We start from the raw sequence: 14,794 nt of genomic DNA on the forward strand, positions 1-14,794 counted from the left end.
TCGTGGAAAAACAAGCTGAAAATATCGAAGGCGGCGATGCTATCGTCGCCTTTCGCCCAATCGTCGCCTTCCGCGATGTGAGCAAGGTCTATCCGAACGGCACGCAGGCGCTTCGCGACGTGTCGTTTTCGATCCGCGCAGGCTCCATCCACGCCATTTGCGGCGAAAACGGTGCGGGCAAATCAACGCTCATGAAAATCCTGTTCGGCATCGAAAATGCCACGGCAGGCGAAATCATCGTCGATGGACAGCATATTGCATCCTGGTCGCCGGAAGATGCCGCGGCACAAGGCATCGGCATGGTACACCAGCATTTCTCGCTCGTGCCGACCCTGACGGTCACTGAAAATATCATTCTTGGTCATGAACCGGTGAAGGCCGGGCTGATCGACCGTGTGAGCGCGCGCAAAATGGTCGAAGCGCTGATGCAGCAATATGATCTGCACGCCGACCCCGAAGCGATCACGGGCGCGCTTTCCGTCGCCGCCCAGCAGAAAGTTGAAATTCTCAAAGCGCTGGCGCGCCGCACGAGGCTCCTGATCCTCGACGAGCCGACCGCCGTTCTCTCTCCGCCGGAGATCGAGGAACTCATGCGCAAGCTGAAGTCGCTGCGCGATGAAGGCATTACCATCCTCTTCATTTCCCACAAGCTGAACGAAGTGCGCGAACTGGCCGAAAGCGTGACCATATTGCGCGCCGGTGCTGTTGCTGGCACGGAAAAGCTTGCCGACGTGCCGGACGATGCCATCATGCAGATGGTTATGGGTCATGCGGTCGACATTCCGCAACGCGCCCACAAGCATGACGCGATGAAAACCGTTCTCGACATGAAGGGTGTCACGACGAAAGCAGCCGATCCGGCAGACCGCATCAAGGATGTGAACCTGACCGTTGGCGCAGGCGAAATCGTCGGCGTCGCCGGTGTCGATGGCAGCGGCCAGCGCGGCCTCGTATCGGTGCTTTCCGGTCTTGCTGAAGCGGCCAGCGGCACGATCAGCCTCAACGGTGAGGATATGCTGCGCGCTGACACGGCAAGCTGGCGCAGACAAGGTCTTGGCTATCTGCCAGCCGACCGCTTTTCGCAAGGTGGCGCACCCGGCCTGTCTCTCGCCGAAAACGCGATAGCCGGAACTGGATCTATTACCGCCGACAAGCAGATTTTCTGGGGACCATTCCTGCGCTGGAGCGCGATCAAGGCCCGTGTCAGCGGAATGATAAAGCAATATTCGGTGCGCGCAGGCGCAATCACCGAACGGCTCGATTCCCTTTCCGGCGGCAATGCGCAAAAGCTCATCGCGGCGCGCGAACTTGCCACCAATCCGAAATTCCTGATCGCCGACCAGCCAACACGCGGCATCGACGTTTCGGCGGCAGCCTTCCTGCACCGCCGCATCGATGAAGTGGCGCAGGGCGGCTGCGCCGTACTGCTGGTCAGCGCCGATCTCGATGAATTGCTGCGCCTCAGCGACCGCATCGTCGTTCTCTTCAACGGACGCATCGTCGCCGTTCTGGAAAACGGACCAGACATCACACCGGCTGTCCTTGGACCTTATATGCTGGGGACACGAGCATGATCCCAAAAAGTGTAACGCGGTTTTTGGATGAGATCATGCTCAAGCAGAGAGTTGCAGCGTAATGCGCAGACTGATTTCCTATCTCATTCCATTCTTCCTGACCGTGCTTGTCATCGCCGTCATCATGGCCGTGCTTCTGGTGCCGCTGGCGCTGATGCAGGACAATCCCGCCGGGGTTCTCAAGACGTTTTTCCTCGGACCATTCGGCAGCATTCGCCATATGGGCAATGTGGTGGAAGCGGCAACGCCCATCATGCTGACCGGCCTTGCGATCACCATCATGTTCCGCTCCGGCCTGTTCAATCTGGGCGCGGAAAGCGGCTTCTTCCTCGGCGCGCTCGGCGCTGTGGCAGGTGCTGTCCTGCTCCCTTCGCTCGGTTGGTTTTCGCTGCCGGTAGCGATCCTCTGCGGCGCGGTTGCGGGCAGTTTCGCCTGCACCATCCCGGCAGCGCTGCGGCTGCGTTTCGGCGCATCGGAAATGGTGACGTCGCTCGTCCTGAACTATGCCTTCCTGTTTCTCGGCCTGTTCGTCCTCAACTATGTCATCCGTGACCCGGCTGCGGGCGGGATGATGTCGCTCAAGATTCCGCCAGATGCGAAGCTTGACCGGCTGTTGGCCGGCACGCGTCTCAACAGCGGTTCGATCATCGCCATTCTGGCCTGTATCGCTGGCGGCATCTGGCTTTACTGGACGCGGTCTGGTCTCAATATCCGTATCGCAGGTTCCAGTCCGGGCTTTGCCAATCATCTCGGCCTGCCGCTGAAACGCATCATCATGCGTGCGCAGATTGTCGGTGGACTGGTGGCAGGCATGGCCGGTGCGCTGGAAGTGCTCGGCCTTCATGCCCGCTTTGCCTGGCTCGATCTGCCCGGCTATGGCTGGACCGGCCTCGTCGTCGCCATCCTGGCGCGCGAAAATCCGTTCCTGCTTATTCCCTCGGCTCTCTTCCTTGGCTTCGTGCAGATCGGCGGCGATCTTCTGGCCCGCAACATGAACATCCCGACCGAAGTGGTGGGGCTTGTGACCGCCGCCATCATGGTGGGTGCGACGGCAAGCGTCATTCACAATCATCCGACCGTATTGCGGCTGATCCGCAACCTTCGCAATCGCGAAGGAGAACAAGCGGTAGTGCAGGCCGGAGTACAACCATGAGCATGGTTCTCGCACAAATCCTAGATCCATCCTTCATCGGCACCATCCTGCGCGTGGCAACGCCATTGTTGCTGGCAGCACTCGGCGTGATGATTTCCGACCGCGCAGGCGTCCTCAACATCGGCATGGAAGGCATGATGCTGTCGGCAGCACTTATTGCCGTTCTGGCGAGCGCCGCCACCGGAAGTCCGGCTGTCGGGCTGCTGGCCGCGCTCATCACAGGTGCAGCTCTCGGCTGGCTGATGTCGCTTTCGGTCAACCGGCTGGGCACTGATCTCATCATGACCGGCATTGCGCTCAACATCGCCGCTGCGGCAGCAACGACGCTCGGGCTTTTCCTTGCAACGGGCGACAAGGGGATGTCGGGCGCGTTGAAAAGCGGCGCTCTGCCAAGCCTTCCCGTCCCCTTTATCGGCAATATTCACATATTGACCTTTGCAGCCCTTCTCGCCGTCCCGGCAGTCAGCCTTCTGATGATGCGTACGCGCTTCGGCCTGCATCTGCGCGCCACCGGCGTTGATCCCAAATCGGCGCGTGCTGCCGGTATCCATACGGGCCGGGTGCAGATGATGGCGCTTGTCCTGTCCGGTCTCTTCGGCGGTGCTGCCGGTGCCTATCTGTCGCTCGGCTATGTTACCTGGTTCGCCCAGAACATGACTGCAGGTCGCGGTTTCATCGCCATTGCGGCGGAAGTCATGGGACAGGGCACAGCATGGGGCACGCTTGTGGCGAGCCTGGTTCTTGCGGCGGCGGAGTCTTTCGCCATCACGCTTCAGAGCCTCGGATTGCCGTTCGAACTGATGCAGATGATCCCTTATCTCGTCCCGGTCGTCGTACTGACGATCCACGCGGCGCGCCGTCAGCGGCGCGCAAAGCAACTGAAAAACTCCTGAAATGCATATCCGAAATTTGACCAGAATCTTGACCAGAATCTTGAAATGAGCATGAAATGAAAGCTTGGGAATTGACCCGCGATCTGCTGCGCGACACGAAACCGGTGGTGCGCACAGCGGAAGAACAGACCTGGGATGCAAGCGCCGTCATGAAGGCGCAGGACGATCTCATGGCCATGTTCTGGAAAAGCAATGTGCCGGGATCGGCAGCACCCGAATGCCTGATGGCCGGTGCGCTGCAATCGCTGGAAAACAAGGGCTTCGTTCTTGCCCCTTATGAGGAACTTCTTCGCGACGGGCTGACCGCACTTGAGCGCGGTGACTTTGAAACACTGTATCGCATCGACATGCGCCTGCGTGTCCTGATGCGCGCGGCACAACCCGATCCGAACCATCTGTCGCAAAAAACTGTGCGTTACGGATCGTGGGACGAATTCGACGCCGCCGTTCAATGGCCTGACGATGTGCTCTTTGCCGTCCAGTCCGATGATTTCCGCGACCGCACCGCTGCCGCCTGGATGGCGCAGCTCGTGGGCGCTGCGGCTGGTACGGCGCTCGAAGGCTATACGGCGGAAAACATCGCCGAGGTCTTCGGACCGATCCGCGATTATGTGCGCGAGCCCAACACCTATAATGACGACATCACCTTCGAGATCGCATTTCTCGAAGCCTTCGGCGACAAGGGTTCTGCTATGACCAGCGCCGACATTGCGGAGCGCTGGACCTCGCTGATCCCGCTTGGCTGGTCGGCAGAGGCAATCGCGCTTTCCAATATGCGGCGCGGCCTCACCGCGCCCGAAACCGGCACGTCCGACAATCCCTTCGATGAATGGATTGGCGCGCAGATGCGCGGCACAATCTGCGGCATGGTCGTGCCGGGGCGCGCCCGCGAAGCTGCCCGCCTCGCATGGATGGACGCGGAAATCTCCCATGCCGGAAACGGCATTTTGGGCGAAGTCTTCAATGCTGTCATGGCAGCGCGCGCCTTTGCTGTCAGCGACACACGCGAATTGCTGGTCTCGACGGCAGCACTTTTTTCGGCCGAAACCGAATATGGTGCGGTTCTGGCCTTCGCACTCGATGCCTGCCGTTCTGCCGGCAACTGGCAGGACGCATGGGCGAAATGCGATGCGGAATATGCCGAATATAACTGGATTCACGTCTATCCGAACGCAGCCGCACAGGTGATTGCGCTGTGGTTCGGCGAAGGCGATTTCGACCGCACGCTCGAAATCGTCTGCGGCATCGGCCACGACGTCGACTGCAATGCCGCGCAGATTCTCAGCATGATCGCCATCCAGCGCGGCTCCGGCATCATCGCCGAACGGTGGTCGAAGCCGCTGCTGGCCGACGACATCGTCACCTATATGCGCCGCCCGGCGAAAATCTCCTTCGACGCGCTTGTCGACCAGACGGTCAGTGCAGCGCGCAACGCAGTTTAATTTGCAGAAAGACCCCATTATGGCCCGTAAAATCATTATCGATACCGATCCCGGTCAGGACGATGCCGTCGCCATTCTTCTGGCCCTGGCAAGCCCGGAGCTCGACATTCTCGGCATTACCGCAGTGGCTGGCAACGGCCCGCTGGCGCGCACCGAAATCAACGCGCGCACGGTCTGCGAAGTAGCGAAAAAGCCCGGCACAAAAGTATTCGCCGGTTCCATTCGTCCTCTGGTGCGCCCGCTCGTGACGGCCGAAAACGTCCATGGCAAGACCGGTCTCGATGGTTACGACCTGCCCGCCCCGACCATGCCGCTTCAGACGCAGCATGGCGTTGATTTCATCATCGAAACGCTGATGAAGGAAGAGCCCGGCACCGTCACGCTCTGCCCGCTCGGACCGCTGACCAACATCGCATCCGCACTGATCCGCGAGCCGAAGATTGCCGAGCGCGTCAAGGAAATCGTGCTGATGGGCGGCGGCTATTTCGAGGGCGGCAACATCACGCCGTCGGCGGAATTTAACATCTATGTCGATCCGCACGCCGCTGCGGTCGTGTTCAAATCCGGCATCAGGATCACCATGATGCCGCTCGACGTAACGCACAAGGTGCTGACCACCGAAAAGCGCATCGCCGCCATTCGCGGCATCGGCACCCATGTTGGCGAAGTAGTCGCCGCATGGCTGGAATTCTTCGAGCGCTACGACGAAGCCAAGTACGGCACCGATGGCGGCCCGCTGCACGACCCGAACGTCATCGCCTATCTTATCAAGCCGGAACTCTATTCCGGACGCGAATGCAATGTGGAAATCGAGATCAATTCGGAACTGACGATCGGCGAAACAGTCGTCGACTGGTGGGAAGTGACCGACCGTCCGAAGAACGCGCTCTTCATCAAGGATGTGGATGCAGACGGCTTCTTCAGCCTGCTGACCGAACGTCTCGCAACGCTCTAAATCACAAAATAGCCACAAAAAAGCCGCGAGTACCATATTCTCGCGGCTTCTTCGCCATGTTTGACAAGAGGTTTTTGCGCAGTTTTCTGCTCAAAATGAGCGAAACTGGCGCAAAATGCCCCGGATTTTCATTCTGCCTTAATTTGCAGAAGTGCCGCCACTTCTTCGGCGGTCGGTGCAGCCGCCCCCGCGCCCGCTCTTGTGACCGCGATCGCGCCCGCTGCCGAACCATACCGCACGCAATCATGCAAGGGTTGGCCCTGCGAGAAAGCGACCGCGAAACCACCGTTGAAACTGTCACCGGCGGCAACCGTATCCACCACTTGAACCTTGAACGGCGCGAAGTGTTTCACCTCGTCTGCCGTCACCAGCAATGCACCACGGCTCCCAAGCTTGACGATGACCGTCTTCGGCCCGCGCTCCAGAAGATTGCGCGCGGCGGCTTCCGCCGAAGCAAGATCGGTCGGCTCGATACCGGTAATTTCAGCAGCCTCAGTCTCGTTGGGAGAGATGATGTCGCTGAGCGCAATCAGGTCCGCCATGCGGCTTGCATCGCCGACCGGCGCCGGATCAAGCAAAACACTGCCACCTGCCGCACGCGCTGCTTTTGCCACGGCCAGATTGGCTTCATGGGGAACTTCGCGCTGCAACAGCGTAATCTTCGCCCTGGCAATATCGGCGGCATAGGCATCGATGTCGGCTGCCGACCAGCGCGCATTGGCGCCAGCACAGACCGCAATCGTGTTCTGCCCCGCTTCCTCAACCTGAATGATCGCGATCCCCGTATCGACGCCGTCAATCATGCGCACGCTTCCGGTGTTGAGGCCAAATTCCTGCATCTGCTTCAAGGCCAGTTCACCGAAGGCATCATTGCCGACGGCTCCGATGAAGCGAATGTCACCGCCCAGCTTGGCGACCGCAACCGCCTGATTGGCACCCTTGCCGCCGAGGCCAATCCCGTAGCCCGATGCATTCACGGTCTGCCCCGGACGCGGCAGCGCGGCCATCCGGGCGCTAACATCCACATTCACACTGCCGAAAATAAAAATCTTCAACGGTTTTCTCCATTGCTTTGCTGCCGCACCATAGCTGCGTCGAAGCAAAACTTCCACGCCGGGCTTGTTACCATGCACAGAGAGAAAAAAGTCGCGGATTTCGCCGCGGCTTCCACCTTCTGGTTGTCGGCTATGCGCGTGCGAAGCCGGTTGCCAATACTTCCTTGGAAACGATCCATCGTGGTTTCTGCCTTAGGCCGTGCACTCATAAATAGGCTCACTATTTGAATAGATTGGTGATTCAAAGGCCTCGGATTTGGGAGGCTTGATGTCACGTCGCCGCTATGAACTCACAGAACGGGAATTGTCGATTATCGCACCACTTTGCCGAGCAAACCTCGTGGCGTTCCACGAGGCTGTCTCTGAGGCCTATGATGGCGACATCGCGATGATCGACAGCACGGAGCCACAGGAAAAAAGGGATGCCGACGATGGTGGCATGGTCCAAAGTGAAGCCGGGGTTCGGGTCAAACCAATTTTGGCAATGGAACCGCAAAAATACCCGTCAAAACAAAATGACTAATAGGGTTCTGTTGCAAAATTCGGTTGTGACGGAGACCGGCTTATCGCTGGACGCAGTTATGCTACGAGTTCGGCGAATTGCCGTTTGAGCGAGGGCGCTTTCGCAGTTGCAAAGACGCCCTGCTGCTTGCGCATCATGTGGACCAGTTCGATACCGGCAAGCGTGGTCCGGGCTGCTGCTTCGGACTTGAAGCCGAGCATCGACCGGATCCGGCGCTTGACACGGCGGTGATCCTGCTCGATGGCATTGTTCATGTATTTGCTGGATCGGATAGCGATGGGCCCTCCGGCCCGCCCCCCATTTCGTTCTACTCATCCGAGATGCGATGCAGATCGGTTGACAAATGTTGGGCCTGCTATCCAGATTTCTTTCAATCATGCACAGAAAACTTTAATGGCTTTTCGGTAAGAACAACGGCATTGAAGATAAAATCGGCTTGCAAGATGCTGAAACGCTTTCCTCTTTTTGCCGGTGGCTCCGCAATTGGGGCTATCATCGATTATATCGTGACCCTTTTTTCAAGCCATTATCTGGATTTACATCCAGCTGTCGCGTTGGCAATTGCCATGATTATCAGCGGATCGACGGTGTTTTTCTTCCACGTCCGCATCACGTACCGAGGCACAACCGGAAACCTGTTTCGGCGCTACATTCTCTTTATGGGCTGGACCTGCCTGATCTTCTTCTTGCGAGCGATTGTCTTGCAGGGGTGCCTGTACACTGGCTTGCCGCTCGCGGCTGCGTTATTCATTGCGCTTGCTTTTGTCTCAATTATTAATTTTATGATTTCAACTGTTATCATTTTCGCAAAGAAGTCGTCATGAGCGCCAAGGCCCTCTGCATTATCATTCCCGTCTATAATGAGGCGGAAGGTTTAGCGGATTTGCTCGCCAGACTTGACGTAATTGCTGACAGAATGGCTACCGAGTTTGGACTCACCATCGAATTCATTTTTATCGACGACGGTAGCAGCGATGACAGTTTTACTCTGTTGAAAGCACACAACTTTGGAGGCCGTACAGCACGGTTGCTCCGCTTCTCGCGTAATTTTGGTAAGGAAGCAGCACTTTCTGCCGGGATAGATGCAGCACTTGACGCGGACGCAGCAGTATTAATGGATGCCGACCTGCAGCACCCTCCTGAAATGATCGCCGATTTCGTGCGCATCTGGCAAACGGAAGGCGTCGACAGCGTCTATGCCTACAAGGCCAATCGTCGCGCTTCGGAAGGACCTATGAAGGCTGCGCTGTCGCGTATGTTCTTTTGGGTCATCAATCGAGACCTTCCATATAAGATACCGCCAGGCGCTGGAGATTTCCGGCTGATCAATCGGCCCTTTATGAACGCCCTGCGCAGTTTGCCCGAAACTGACCGCTTCATGAAAGGTCTCTACGGCTGGGTGGGGTTTCGTCAGACCGGAATCCCTCTTGACCCGCCCCCGCGAGTAAGAGGTGCAAGCAACTACAACCCCCTCCGGTTGTTGTTGATGTCGCTTGGCGCAATTACCAGTTTCTCAACGACACCTCTGCGCCTGATGGCTCTGGGCGGTACAGTCATTGCCGCGATCAGTCTAATATACGGCAGCTATATCGTTGCCCAGCATTTCCTGTTCCCAACGGTTCCAGTCGGCGTCGTTTCGATCCTGGTCCTGATCACTTTCTTTGGCGGCGTGCAGCTGATGTTTCTAGGGCTCCTTGGCGAATATATCGGTAAATCCGTATTGGAAGCCAAGAAACGTCCGACTTACATTCTGGCTGAAGACATCAGCCGCAAGGAAAACGGCAATGCGGATCGCTGATGATTTCGGTCTGGGATGCGGACATGACCGAGTGATCCTGTCGCTCCTCGAAGCCGGAAAGCTGGACGGCACGTCAGTCATGACAGGCGATGCAATGAAACCTGAAGATATCGCTCTTTTGCGAACACTGCGGACTGGCGGTGCAAAAGTTGGGCTGCACCTGAATCTCACCCAGGCAATTCCGGGAAGCGGCCCCATCTGGTCACTGGCTAATCTCATGCGACCCTGGCTGAACGAGCGGACGCTGGACGAAATCGACACATCCCTGTCGCGGCAGGTTGGTGCATTCGTCGACCTCTTCGGCAGTCTGCCCGACTATTACGACGGTCATCAGCACTGTCATTGCTTTCCGGCAATAGTACCCCTTGTGACGCGCCTCCCCTACAAGGCAGAAACATGGATCCGCGCGCCTTTACCTGCCACATGGTCCGGGCGATGGCTCAATGTTCGTGCAGGTGGCGTCAAGGTAGTGGTCATCATGGCGCTTGCGGCAAGAGCACGATCCGCCTTTACCAAAGCAGGACTGAAAACCAATCGCGATTTCTCGGGCTTTCTCCGCCTCAATGATCCTTCCAGCGTGCAACGATGGCTGCCCCGCCTCCTCTTCCAAGCGAAACCCGACTGTCTGATCATGCTTCATCCCGGTGACGATACAGATCAGGTACAATGTGCCGGACACGCTTCCCGCAGCCGTACCATCGAAGCCCGAATCCTGATGGAAAGTCAGATAAAATGACAAAGAGCCGTTCTATTCTCTGGGCCCTGTTTCTGCTGCTTTTTATACGGCTTCTGGCCATGATCTGGGTTCCTCTAACAGACCCAACCGAAGCACGATATGCCGAAATCGCACGCAAGATGGTCGAGACTGGCAACTGGATTACGCCGCAATTTGATTACGGTGTGCCCTTCTGGGCCAAACCGCCACTGCACACATGGTTGTCGGCGGCAGGGATCGCCGTCTTTGGTGCAACTCCTTTTGCTGCGCGATTGGGAATATTACTGGCAACCATGGCAACATTGCTCATCCTTTGGCGATGGGCTTGCACTCTCACCGATCGCAGCACAGCCGCAATTGCCGTATTGGTTGCAGCAAGTTCCGGCCTGTTCTTTGTCTCTGCTGCGTTTGTCCAGACCGATATGGTTCTGACGCTCGGCGTCACCGCCTGCATGGCCGGATTTTACAACGGTCTGGCAGGAAGTCGTCGCTGGGGCTGGCTTTTCTTTCTGGGACTGGCCATCGGGCTGCTCGCCAAGGGCCCCGTCGCAGTCGTTCTGTCCATGACACCGATCACAGTCTGGATGTTTTGGCGCGGCAACTGGAAGGATATTGCGCGTCTGCCGTGGATTGGTGGCGTCCTGTTATGCGCAGTACTGGTCATACCGTGGTATGTCGCAGCAGAAATAGCCACACCCGGGTTTCTTCACTATTTCCTGATCGGTGAGCATATCCAGCGTTTCCTGCAACCCGGCTGGACAGGCGATCTCTATGGTGCAGGCCGTGAACACGCCAGAGGATCAATCTGGCTGTTCTGGGTCGTCGCAGCACTGCCATGGAGCCCCCTGCTGCCCATTCTTTTGTGGCGGCTGCGAAAGACCTATACGCCGGATGGCAACGGCATTCATCTCTATCTGCTTTTGTTCGCCCTGACACCGTTGGTATTCTTTACCCTGGCCGCGAACATCCTTCTTGCCTATGTGCTGCCGGGCATACCTGCTGCAGCGCTGCTTGCCGTTATCGCGTGGACCCGGACAAGCTCTTCTGGTGCGGGGTGGCTCAAGCTTGGTCTCGCCGAAGTGCTTCTGATCTTTGCAAGCTTAACAGTTGCCTCATTCCTTGGACTGGATCGTTCGTTCATGCCTACGGAAGCGCAACTGATAGCTGACTATCCGGGGCCTGGCCGTCTTGCCATTCTGGATGCACGCAGCTTTTCTGCTGAATTCTATACGCAAGGCAAAATAGCACGACTGAAGACGCCGACGGACCTGGCAACCTGGCTCAAACCGGGCGACGGGGTTCTAGTAGGCAAGGATCAGTATGACGCCTTTGTCAGACAATTCGGGGACACGATCAAACCAATATCCGAGGATCGCAAATACCTGTTATTCGTCCCGGTGCCGATTACCGCTGGAGTAAAGTGAGGCGCGGCACCCGTCTGTATCCGTCCGGTTCAGATAGATGCGGTTTCATAGCGCCGGAGCCGCTTTAGTTACCGATGCTCAGCGTTCTTCGGCAATATATGAAGCATTTCACAACCTCGGTTCACACATAAAAGCGATATCCTGGCGGACACGACCGCCACGATAACCGAGCCGACCATGTCGAGCGGATAGTGGACGCCAATATAGATCCGTGACCATGCGATGATAATGCCGCACCCCACGGCCACCCAGGCCGCAGCCCTGCGCCCGACCATGAACAGAACGGCCGCGCAGCAGACGAAAACAATACCATGATTGCTTGGAAAGGACGAGTTGGGACGGTGGGCAACCAGAGCATGGCCCAGACCGACCATGAAAGGACGCGGTCGGAACCAGACCAGCCCAATCAAATAGCTCAGTGTGACAGCAATAAGCAGTGCCAGCGCGATGGTGATCACGGTCTGACGGGATTTGTTCGTGTTGCCCAGCCACAGCGCTATCAGATAGACCGGGATCAAAAATTGTAGATATCTGGTGATTAAGATCGCAAATCCGGCCACAACCGCGTTGGGAGTCGCACCCGCATTCAGATATAAAAACAGGTTAGTGTCGAAACCCTGCATACTCCGTACCCCGCCCTTTGAGGCAACCGCGATAATTCCTGCAGAAAAAGCCGCTGGTAATTGCTTTGCCGCTCGATATCGTCTTTTTCATGATGCGGATAACCAAATAATTCCGGTTCTGTTGCAAAGACGCCCTGCTGCTTGCGCATCATGTGAACCAGTTCGATACCGGCAAGCGTGGTCCGGGCTGCTGCTTCGGACTTGAAGCCGAGCATCGACCGGATCCGGCGCTTGACACGGCGGTGATCCTGCTCGATGGCATTGTTCATGTATTTGCTGGATCGGATAGCGATGGGCCCTCCGGCCCGCCGCAACCGGTTCTCCGCATCGCACTGCATGATGGCCATGCGGTTGGTCTGGCTGCCGTCAATGGTGATCCGCTCCGGCTTGCCATGGCGAGCCAAGGCCTTGCGCAGAAAGCGCTTCGCAGCCTGGAGATCGCGGTTTGCGGTGAAGTAGAACTCGACCGTATCGCCATAGTCGTCGATGGCGCGATACAGATAAAACCACGCGCCTTTGACCTTTACATAAGTCTCGTCGAGGTTCCATTTCCGCGTGACATCGCGTTTTCTCCCATTGAAGCGGTCAAGCAGCTTGGGGCTGAAATGCAAAACCCAGCGATGCACAGTGGAATGATCCAGCGAGATGCCGCGCTCGGCCATCTTCTCCTTCAGATCGCGCAGGTTCAGATTATCAGCCTGATACCATTGCACACATAAAAGGATAACGGATTTATCGAAATGGCGGCCCTTAAACATCAAATAATTCTCAACTCTTAAAAGCCATGATACTATAATCCGCATCCTTGACGAAAAATTTGCAACAAATCCGGATTTCGGCGTCATCGACATTCTTTTTCCTGCCCCTGTAGATGCCGTAAGGTTTTGCCGCGTCGATACCCGCTCGTTGTCTGTCTTTGATGAACTTGAGTTCCATGTCGGCGACCATTCCGAGGATGGTGATGACCATTCGGCCCATGCTTCCGGCTGTCGTGACTTCGGGCTCAAGAACCCGAAGTGACGCACCCTTTTCGTCAAGCTCATGAACGAGATTGAGAACGTCGCGTGTGGAACGGCCGAGCCGATCAAGCCGCAGAACCACCAGTTCGTCGCCCGCGTGCAAAAACTGCATGATGGTTTCCAGCTCGGAACGACCTTTTCGAGATGCGCCTGATCCGGTTTCCGCGCGAATGATTTCGCAACCGGCGGCTTTCAAGCGCTCATTTTGAATGTCGAGGTCCTGATCTGTGGTGCTGACGCGGGCCTATCCGATGCGAGCCATGGCAAATCTGTCACTTTAGGGTGACTTCGATTGCGTAACGTCAGTTCTATCGAAAATATACCCTTTTGTTACACAGGTTGCGCGTCACATGTGATTGTCCCTCGTGGGTGTACCCTAAAGTGCGACAGGTGAGGTCGCCTGAAGTTGAGCGGATTCTATGTGTGTTCTGTGAATTGGTCGAAATCACCAATAAGTTTTAAAATAGCTAGCCAACTCACGCGAATATAAATGAGCTGGATATTAGATGCATTATAATCCTGCATCTACAATGGTACCATCATAATTGTATTCAATTATTAGCATTGGGGACATTATGATTAAGTACGAAGGTATATTTGTTTCTACGATTTCGTTTGCATTAATTTTTCCAACAATTTCATTTTCTCAAGCAGAGATAACACATAATCAATCCCCCTTTAACAGAGCGATCATATTTGGCGATAGTTTGAGCGACAATGGCCATTTCTCTGATTTTCAAACTAAAATTGAAGGCCATACAACAACGAATGGACGGTTCAGTAATGGGGCTGTCTGGGATGAATATCTTTTTGCCAATCAAAAACGGGGATTTAAAACAGGCAAGTTGTTTCCAACCTGGTCAAAAGATGGGGATTTTGGAGATCAGACAGACAATCGGGATGTCAACGTCAATTATAGTGTAGGCGGAGCGACCTATCTTCCTACTGGCAGTGAGTATATTCCTTCAATATCCGAGCAGATTGATACATTTATCAATAGCAAAAAAGGTACACCAAACACTATCTCACCCAATAGCCTCGTTGGTCTGTGGGGAAGTGCAAATGACGCGCTCGCAGTGTTCACCGAGCATGTATCCCCGGCTGATAAAGCCGCTGCCGTAAAAGAAAAATTATTGACGGAACTAGAGCGCATATATCAGGCAGGGGGGCGTCAGTTTCTTCTCCCTAATCTGCCGGATTTTTCCGATGTTCCGCGCTTCCGCAGTTCCGGTTCCCCTTTGCCGCATGATGTTACGAAAATTTTCAACAATACGATCAGAGAGACCATCACAGAGTTTCAATCCAAACATCAAGATGTCAAAGTCTATGATCCGGATATGGCAGGCCTGCTTGATACCGTTGTTCGTAATCCGGATGTATTTGGCTACAAGAATGTAACCGGTGCATGCATAAAAACCGATGAATGCCTTAATGCTCCAACGGGTTCCGACTTGCAGAATTCTTATGTCTTCTGGGATGAGATTCACCCAACCTGTTTGGTCCCAGCATGTGATGGTGCGGTTTGACGATAAAGGCTTCTGGCTTTGATTTCCAGAGTTCCTGAATTGCTTCATAGGGTGTTTTGAACTTCAAGGCTTTGAGTTGTTTGGCAAAGTTGTA

At 55.8% G+C, this 14,794-nt stretch carries 13 protein-coding genes and 4 pseudogenes; 11 read left to right on the plus strand and 6 right to left on the minus strand.

The window, feature by feature from the left end; genetic code table 11:
* Positions 1–2: 2 nt before the first annotated feature.
* The 5 genes from F9K91_RS10185 to F9K91_RS10205 all read left to right on the plus strand — a co-directional run bounded on the left by F9K91_RS10185 (position 3) and on the right by F9K91_RS10205 (position 6,017).
* Entirely contained in the window at positions 3–1,574 is a 1,572-nt protein-coding gene (locus F9K91_RS10185; protein ID WP_151677733.1) for an ABC transporter ATP-binding protein, read from the plus strand.
* Between the two features lie 61 nt (positions 1,575–1,635).
* A complete protein-coding gene (locus F9K91_RS10190; RefSeq protein ID WP_151557485.1) occupies positions 1,636–2,727 on the plus strand; it encodes an ABC transporter permease in 1,092 nt (363 codons plus the stop codon).
* A complete protein-coding gene (locus tag F9K91_RS10195; RefSeq protein ID WP_012093707.1) occupies positions 2,724–3,620 on the plus strand; it encodes an ABC transporter permease in 897 nt (298 codons plus the stop codon). Before F9K91_RS10190 ends, F9K91_RS10195 begins: the two co-directional genes overlap by 4 nt.
* Before the next feature lie 56 nt (positions 3,621–3,676).
* Entirely contained in the window at positions 3,677–5,062 is a 1,386-nt protein-coding gene (locus F9K91_RS10200) for an ADP-ribosylglycohydrolase family protein (protein WP_151677734.1), read from the plus strand.
* A gap of 19 nt (positions 5,063–5,081) precedes the next feature.
* A complete protein-coding gene (locus F9K91_RS10205; RefSeq protein WP_151557489.1) occupies positions 5,082–6,017 on the plus strand; it encodes a nucleoside hydrolase in 936 nt (311 codons plus the stop codon).
* Positions 6,018–6,145: 128 nt separating this feature from the next.
* Here the strand turns inward: F9K91_RS10205 and rbsK are convergent, their stop codons facing one another.
* Entirely contained in the window at positions 6,146–7,024 is an 879-nt protein-coding gene (rbsK, locus tag F9K91_RS10210) for a ribokinase (RefSeq protein ID WP_235912861.1), read from the minus strand.
* Positions 7,025–7,340: 316 nt separating this feature from the next.
* Here rbsK and F9K91_RS10215 point away from each other — a divergent pair.
* Positions 7,341–7,544: pseudogene (locus F9K91_RS10215) on the plus strand (hypothetical protein); the annotation flags it as partial.
* A 107-nt stretch (positions 7,545–7,651) separates the two neighbouring features.
* Here the strand turns inward: F9K91_RS10215 and F9K91_RS10220 are convergent.
* Positions 7,652–7,888, minus strand: a pseudogene (locus F9K91_RS10220) (DDE-type integrase/transposase/recombinase); the annotation flags it as partial.
* A 150-nt stretch (positions 7,889–8,038) separates the two neighbouring features.
* On the opposite strand from F9K91_RS10220, the gene F9K91_RS10225 reads away from it, so the two are divergent.
* From F9K91_RS10225 to F9K91_RS10240, 4 genes are read left to right on the plus strand one after another with little or no spacing between them, the layout of a single operon-like run.
* Entirely contained in the window at positions 8,039–8,419 is a 381-nt protein-coding gene (locus F9K91_RS10225; protein WP_151677738.1) for a GtrA family protein, read from the plus strand.
* Positions 8,416–9,393 carry a glycosyltransferase family 2 protein gene (locus F9K91_RS10230; RefSeq protein WP_151677739.1) on the plus strand — a complete coding sequence of 326 codons (978 nt, stop codon included), beginning with the start codon at positions 8,416–8,418 and terminating at the stop codon, positions 9,391–9,393. The genes F9K91_RS10225 and F9K91_RS10230 overlap by 4 nt, the downstream gene beginning before the upstream one ends.
* Positions 9,380–10,129 (plus strand): ChbG/HpnK family deacetylase, encoded by a 750-nt coding sequence (locus F9K91_RS10235; RefSeq protein WP_151677740.1) that lies wholly within the window; start codon positions 9,380–9,382, stop codon positions 10,127–10,129. The genes F9K91_RS10230 and F9K91_RS10235 overlap by 14 nt, the downstream gene beginning before the upstream one ends.
* Positions 10,126–11,532: an ArnT family glycosyltransferase gene (locus F9K91_RS10240; protein WP_151677741.1), complete on the plus strand. Its 1,407-nt coding sequence runs from the start codon at positions 10,126–10,128 to the stop codon at positions 11,530–11,532. The genes F9K91_RS10235 and F9K91_RS10240 overlap by 4 nt, the downstream gene beginning before the upstream one ends.
* A 68-nt stretch (positions 11,533–11,600) precedes the next feature.
* On the opposite strand, the gene F9K91_RS10245 is transcribed toward F9K91_RS10240, so the two are convergent.
* From F9K91_RS10245 to F9K91_RS10255, 3 genes and pseudogenes are all read right to left on the minus strand, one after another.
* Complete coding sequence (locus F9K91_RS10245; RefSeq protein ID WP_151677742.1) at positions 11,601–12,155, minus strand: undecaprenyl-diphosphatase; 555 nt, start codon at positions 12,153–12,155, stop codon at positions 11,601–11,603.
* A gap of 113 nt (positions 12,156–12,268) precedes the next feature.
* A pseudogene (locus F9K91_RS10250) lies at positions 12,269–12,913 on the minus strand (IS6 family transposase); the annotation flags it as partial.
* A gap of 10 nt (positions 12,914–12,923) precedes the next feature.
* Positions 12,924–13,370, minus strand: a complete 447-nt coding sequence (locus F9K91_RS10255; RefSeq protein ID WP_328593051.1) for a recombinase family protein — start codon at positions 13,368–13,370, stop codon at positions 12,924–12,926.
* A gap of 379 nt (positions 13,371–13,749) precedes the next feature.
* Between F9K91_RS10255 and F9K91_RS10260 the strand changes: the two genes are divergently transcribed.
* A complete protein-coding gene (locus tag F9K91_RS10260; protein ID WP_151677743.1) occupies positions 13,750–14,700 on the plus strand; it encodes an SGNH/GDSL hydrolase family protein in 951 nt (316 codons plus the stop codon).
* On the opposite strand, the pseudogene F9K91_RS10265 reads toward F9K91_RS10260, so the two are convergent.
* Positions 14,669–14,794: pseudogene (locus tag F9K91_RS10265) on the minus strand (IS481 family transposase); the annotation flags it as partial. The gene F9K91_RS10260 and the pseudogene F9K91_RS10265 overlap by 32 nt on opposite strands.

The sequence above is a fragment of the Brucella tritici genome, from assembly GCF_008932295.1.
In the GTDB taxonomy this organism is placed as follows: domain Bacteria; phylum Pseudomonadota; class Alphaproteobacteria; order Rhizobiales; family Rhizobiaceae; genus Brucella; species Brucella tritici.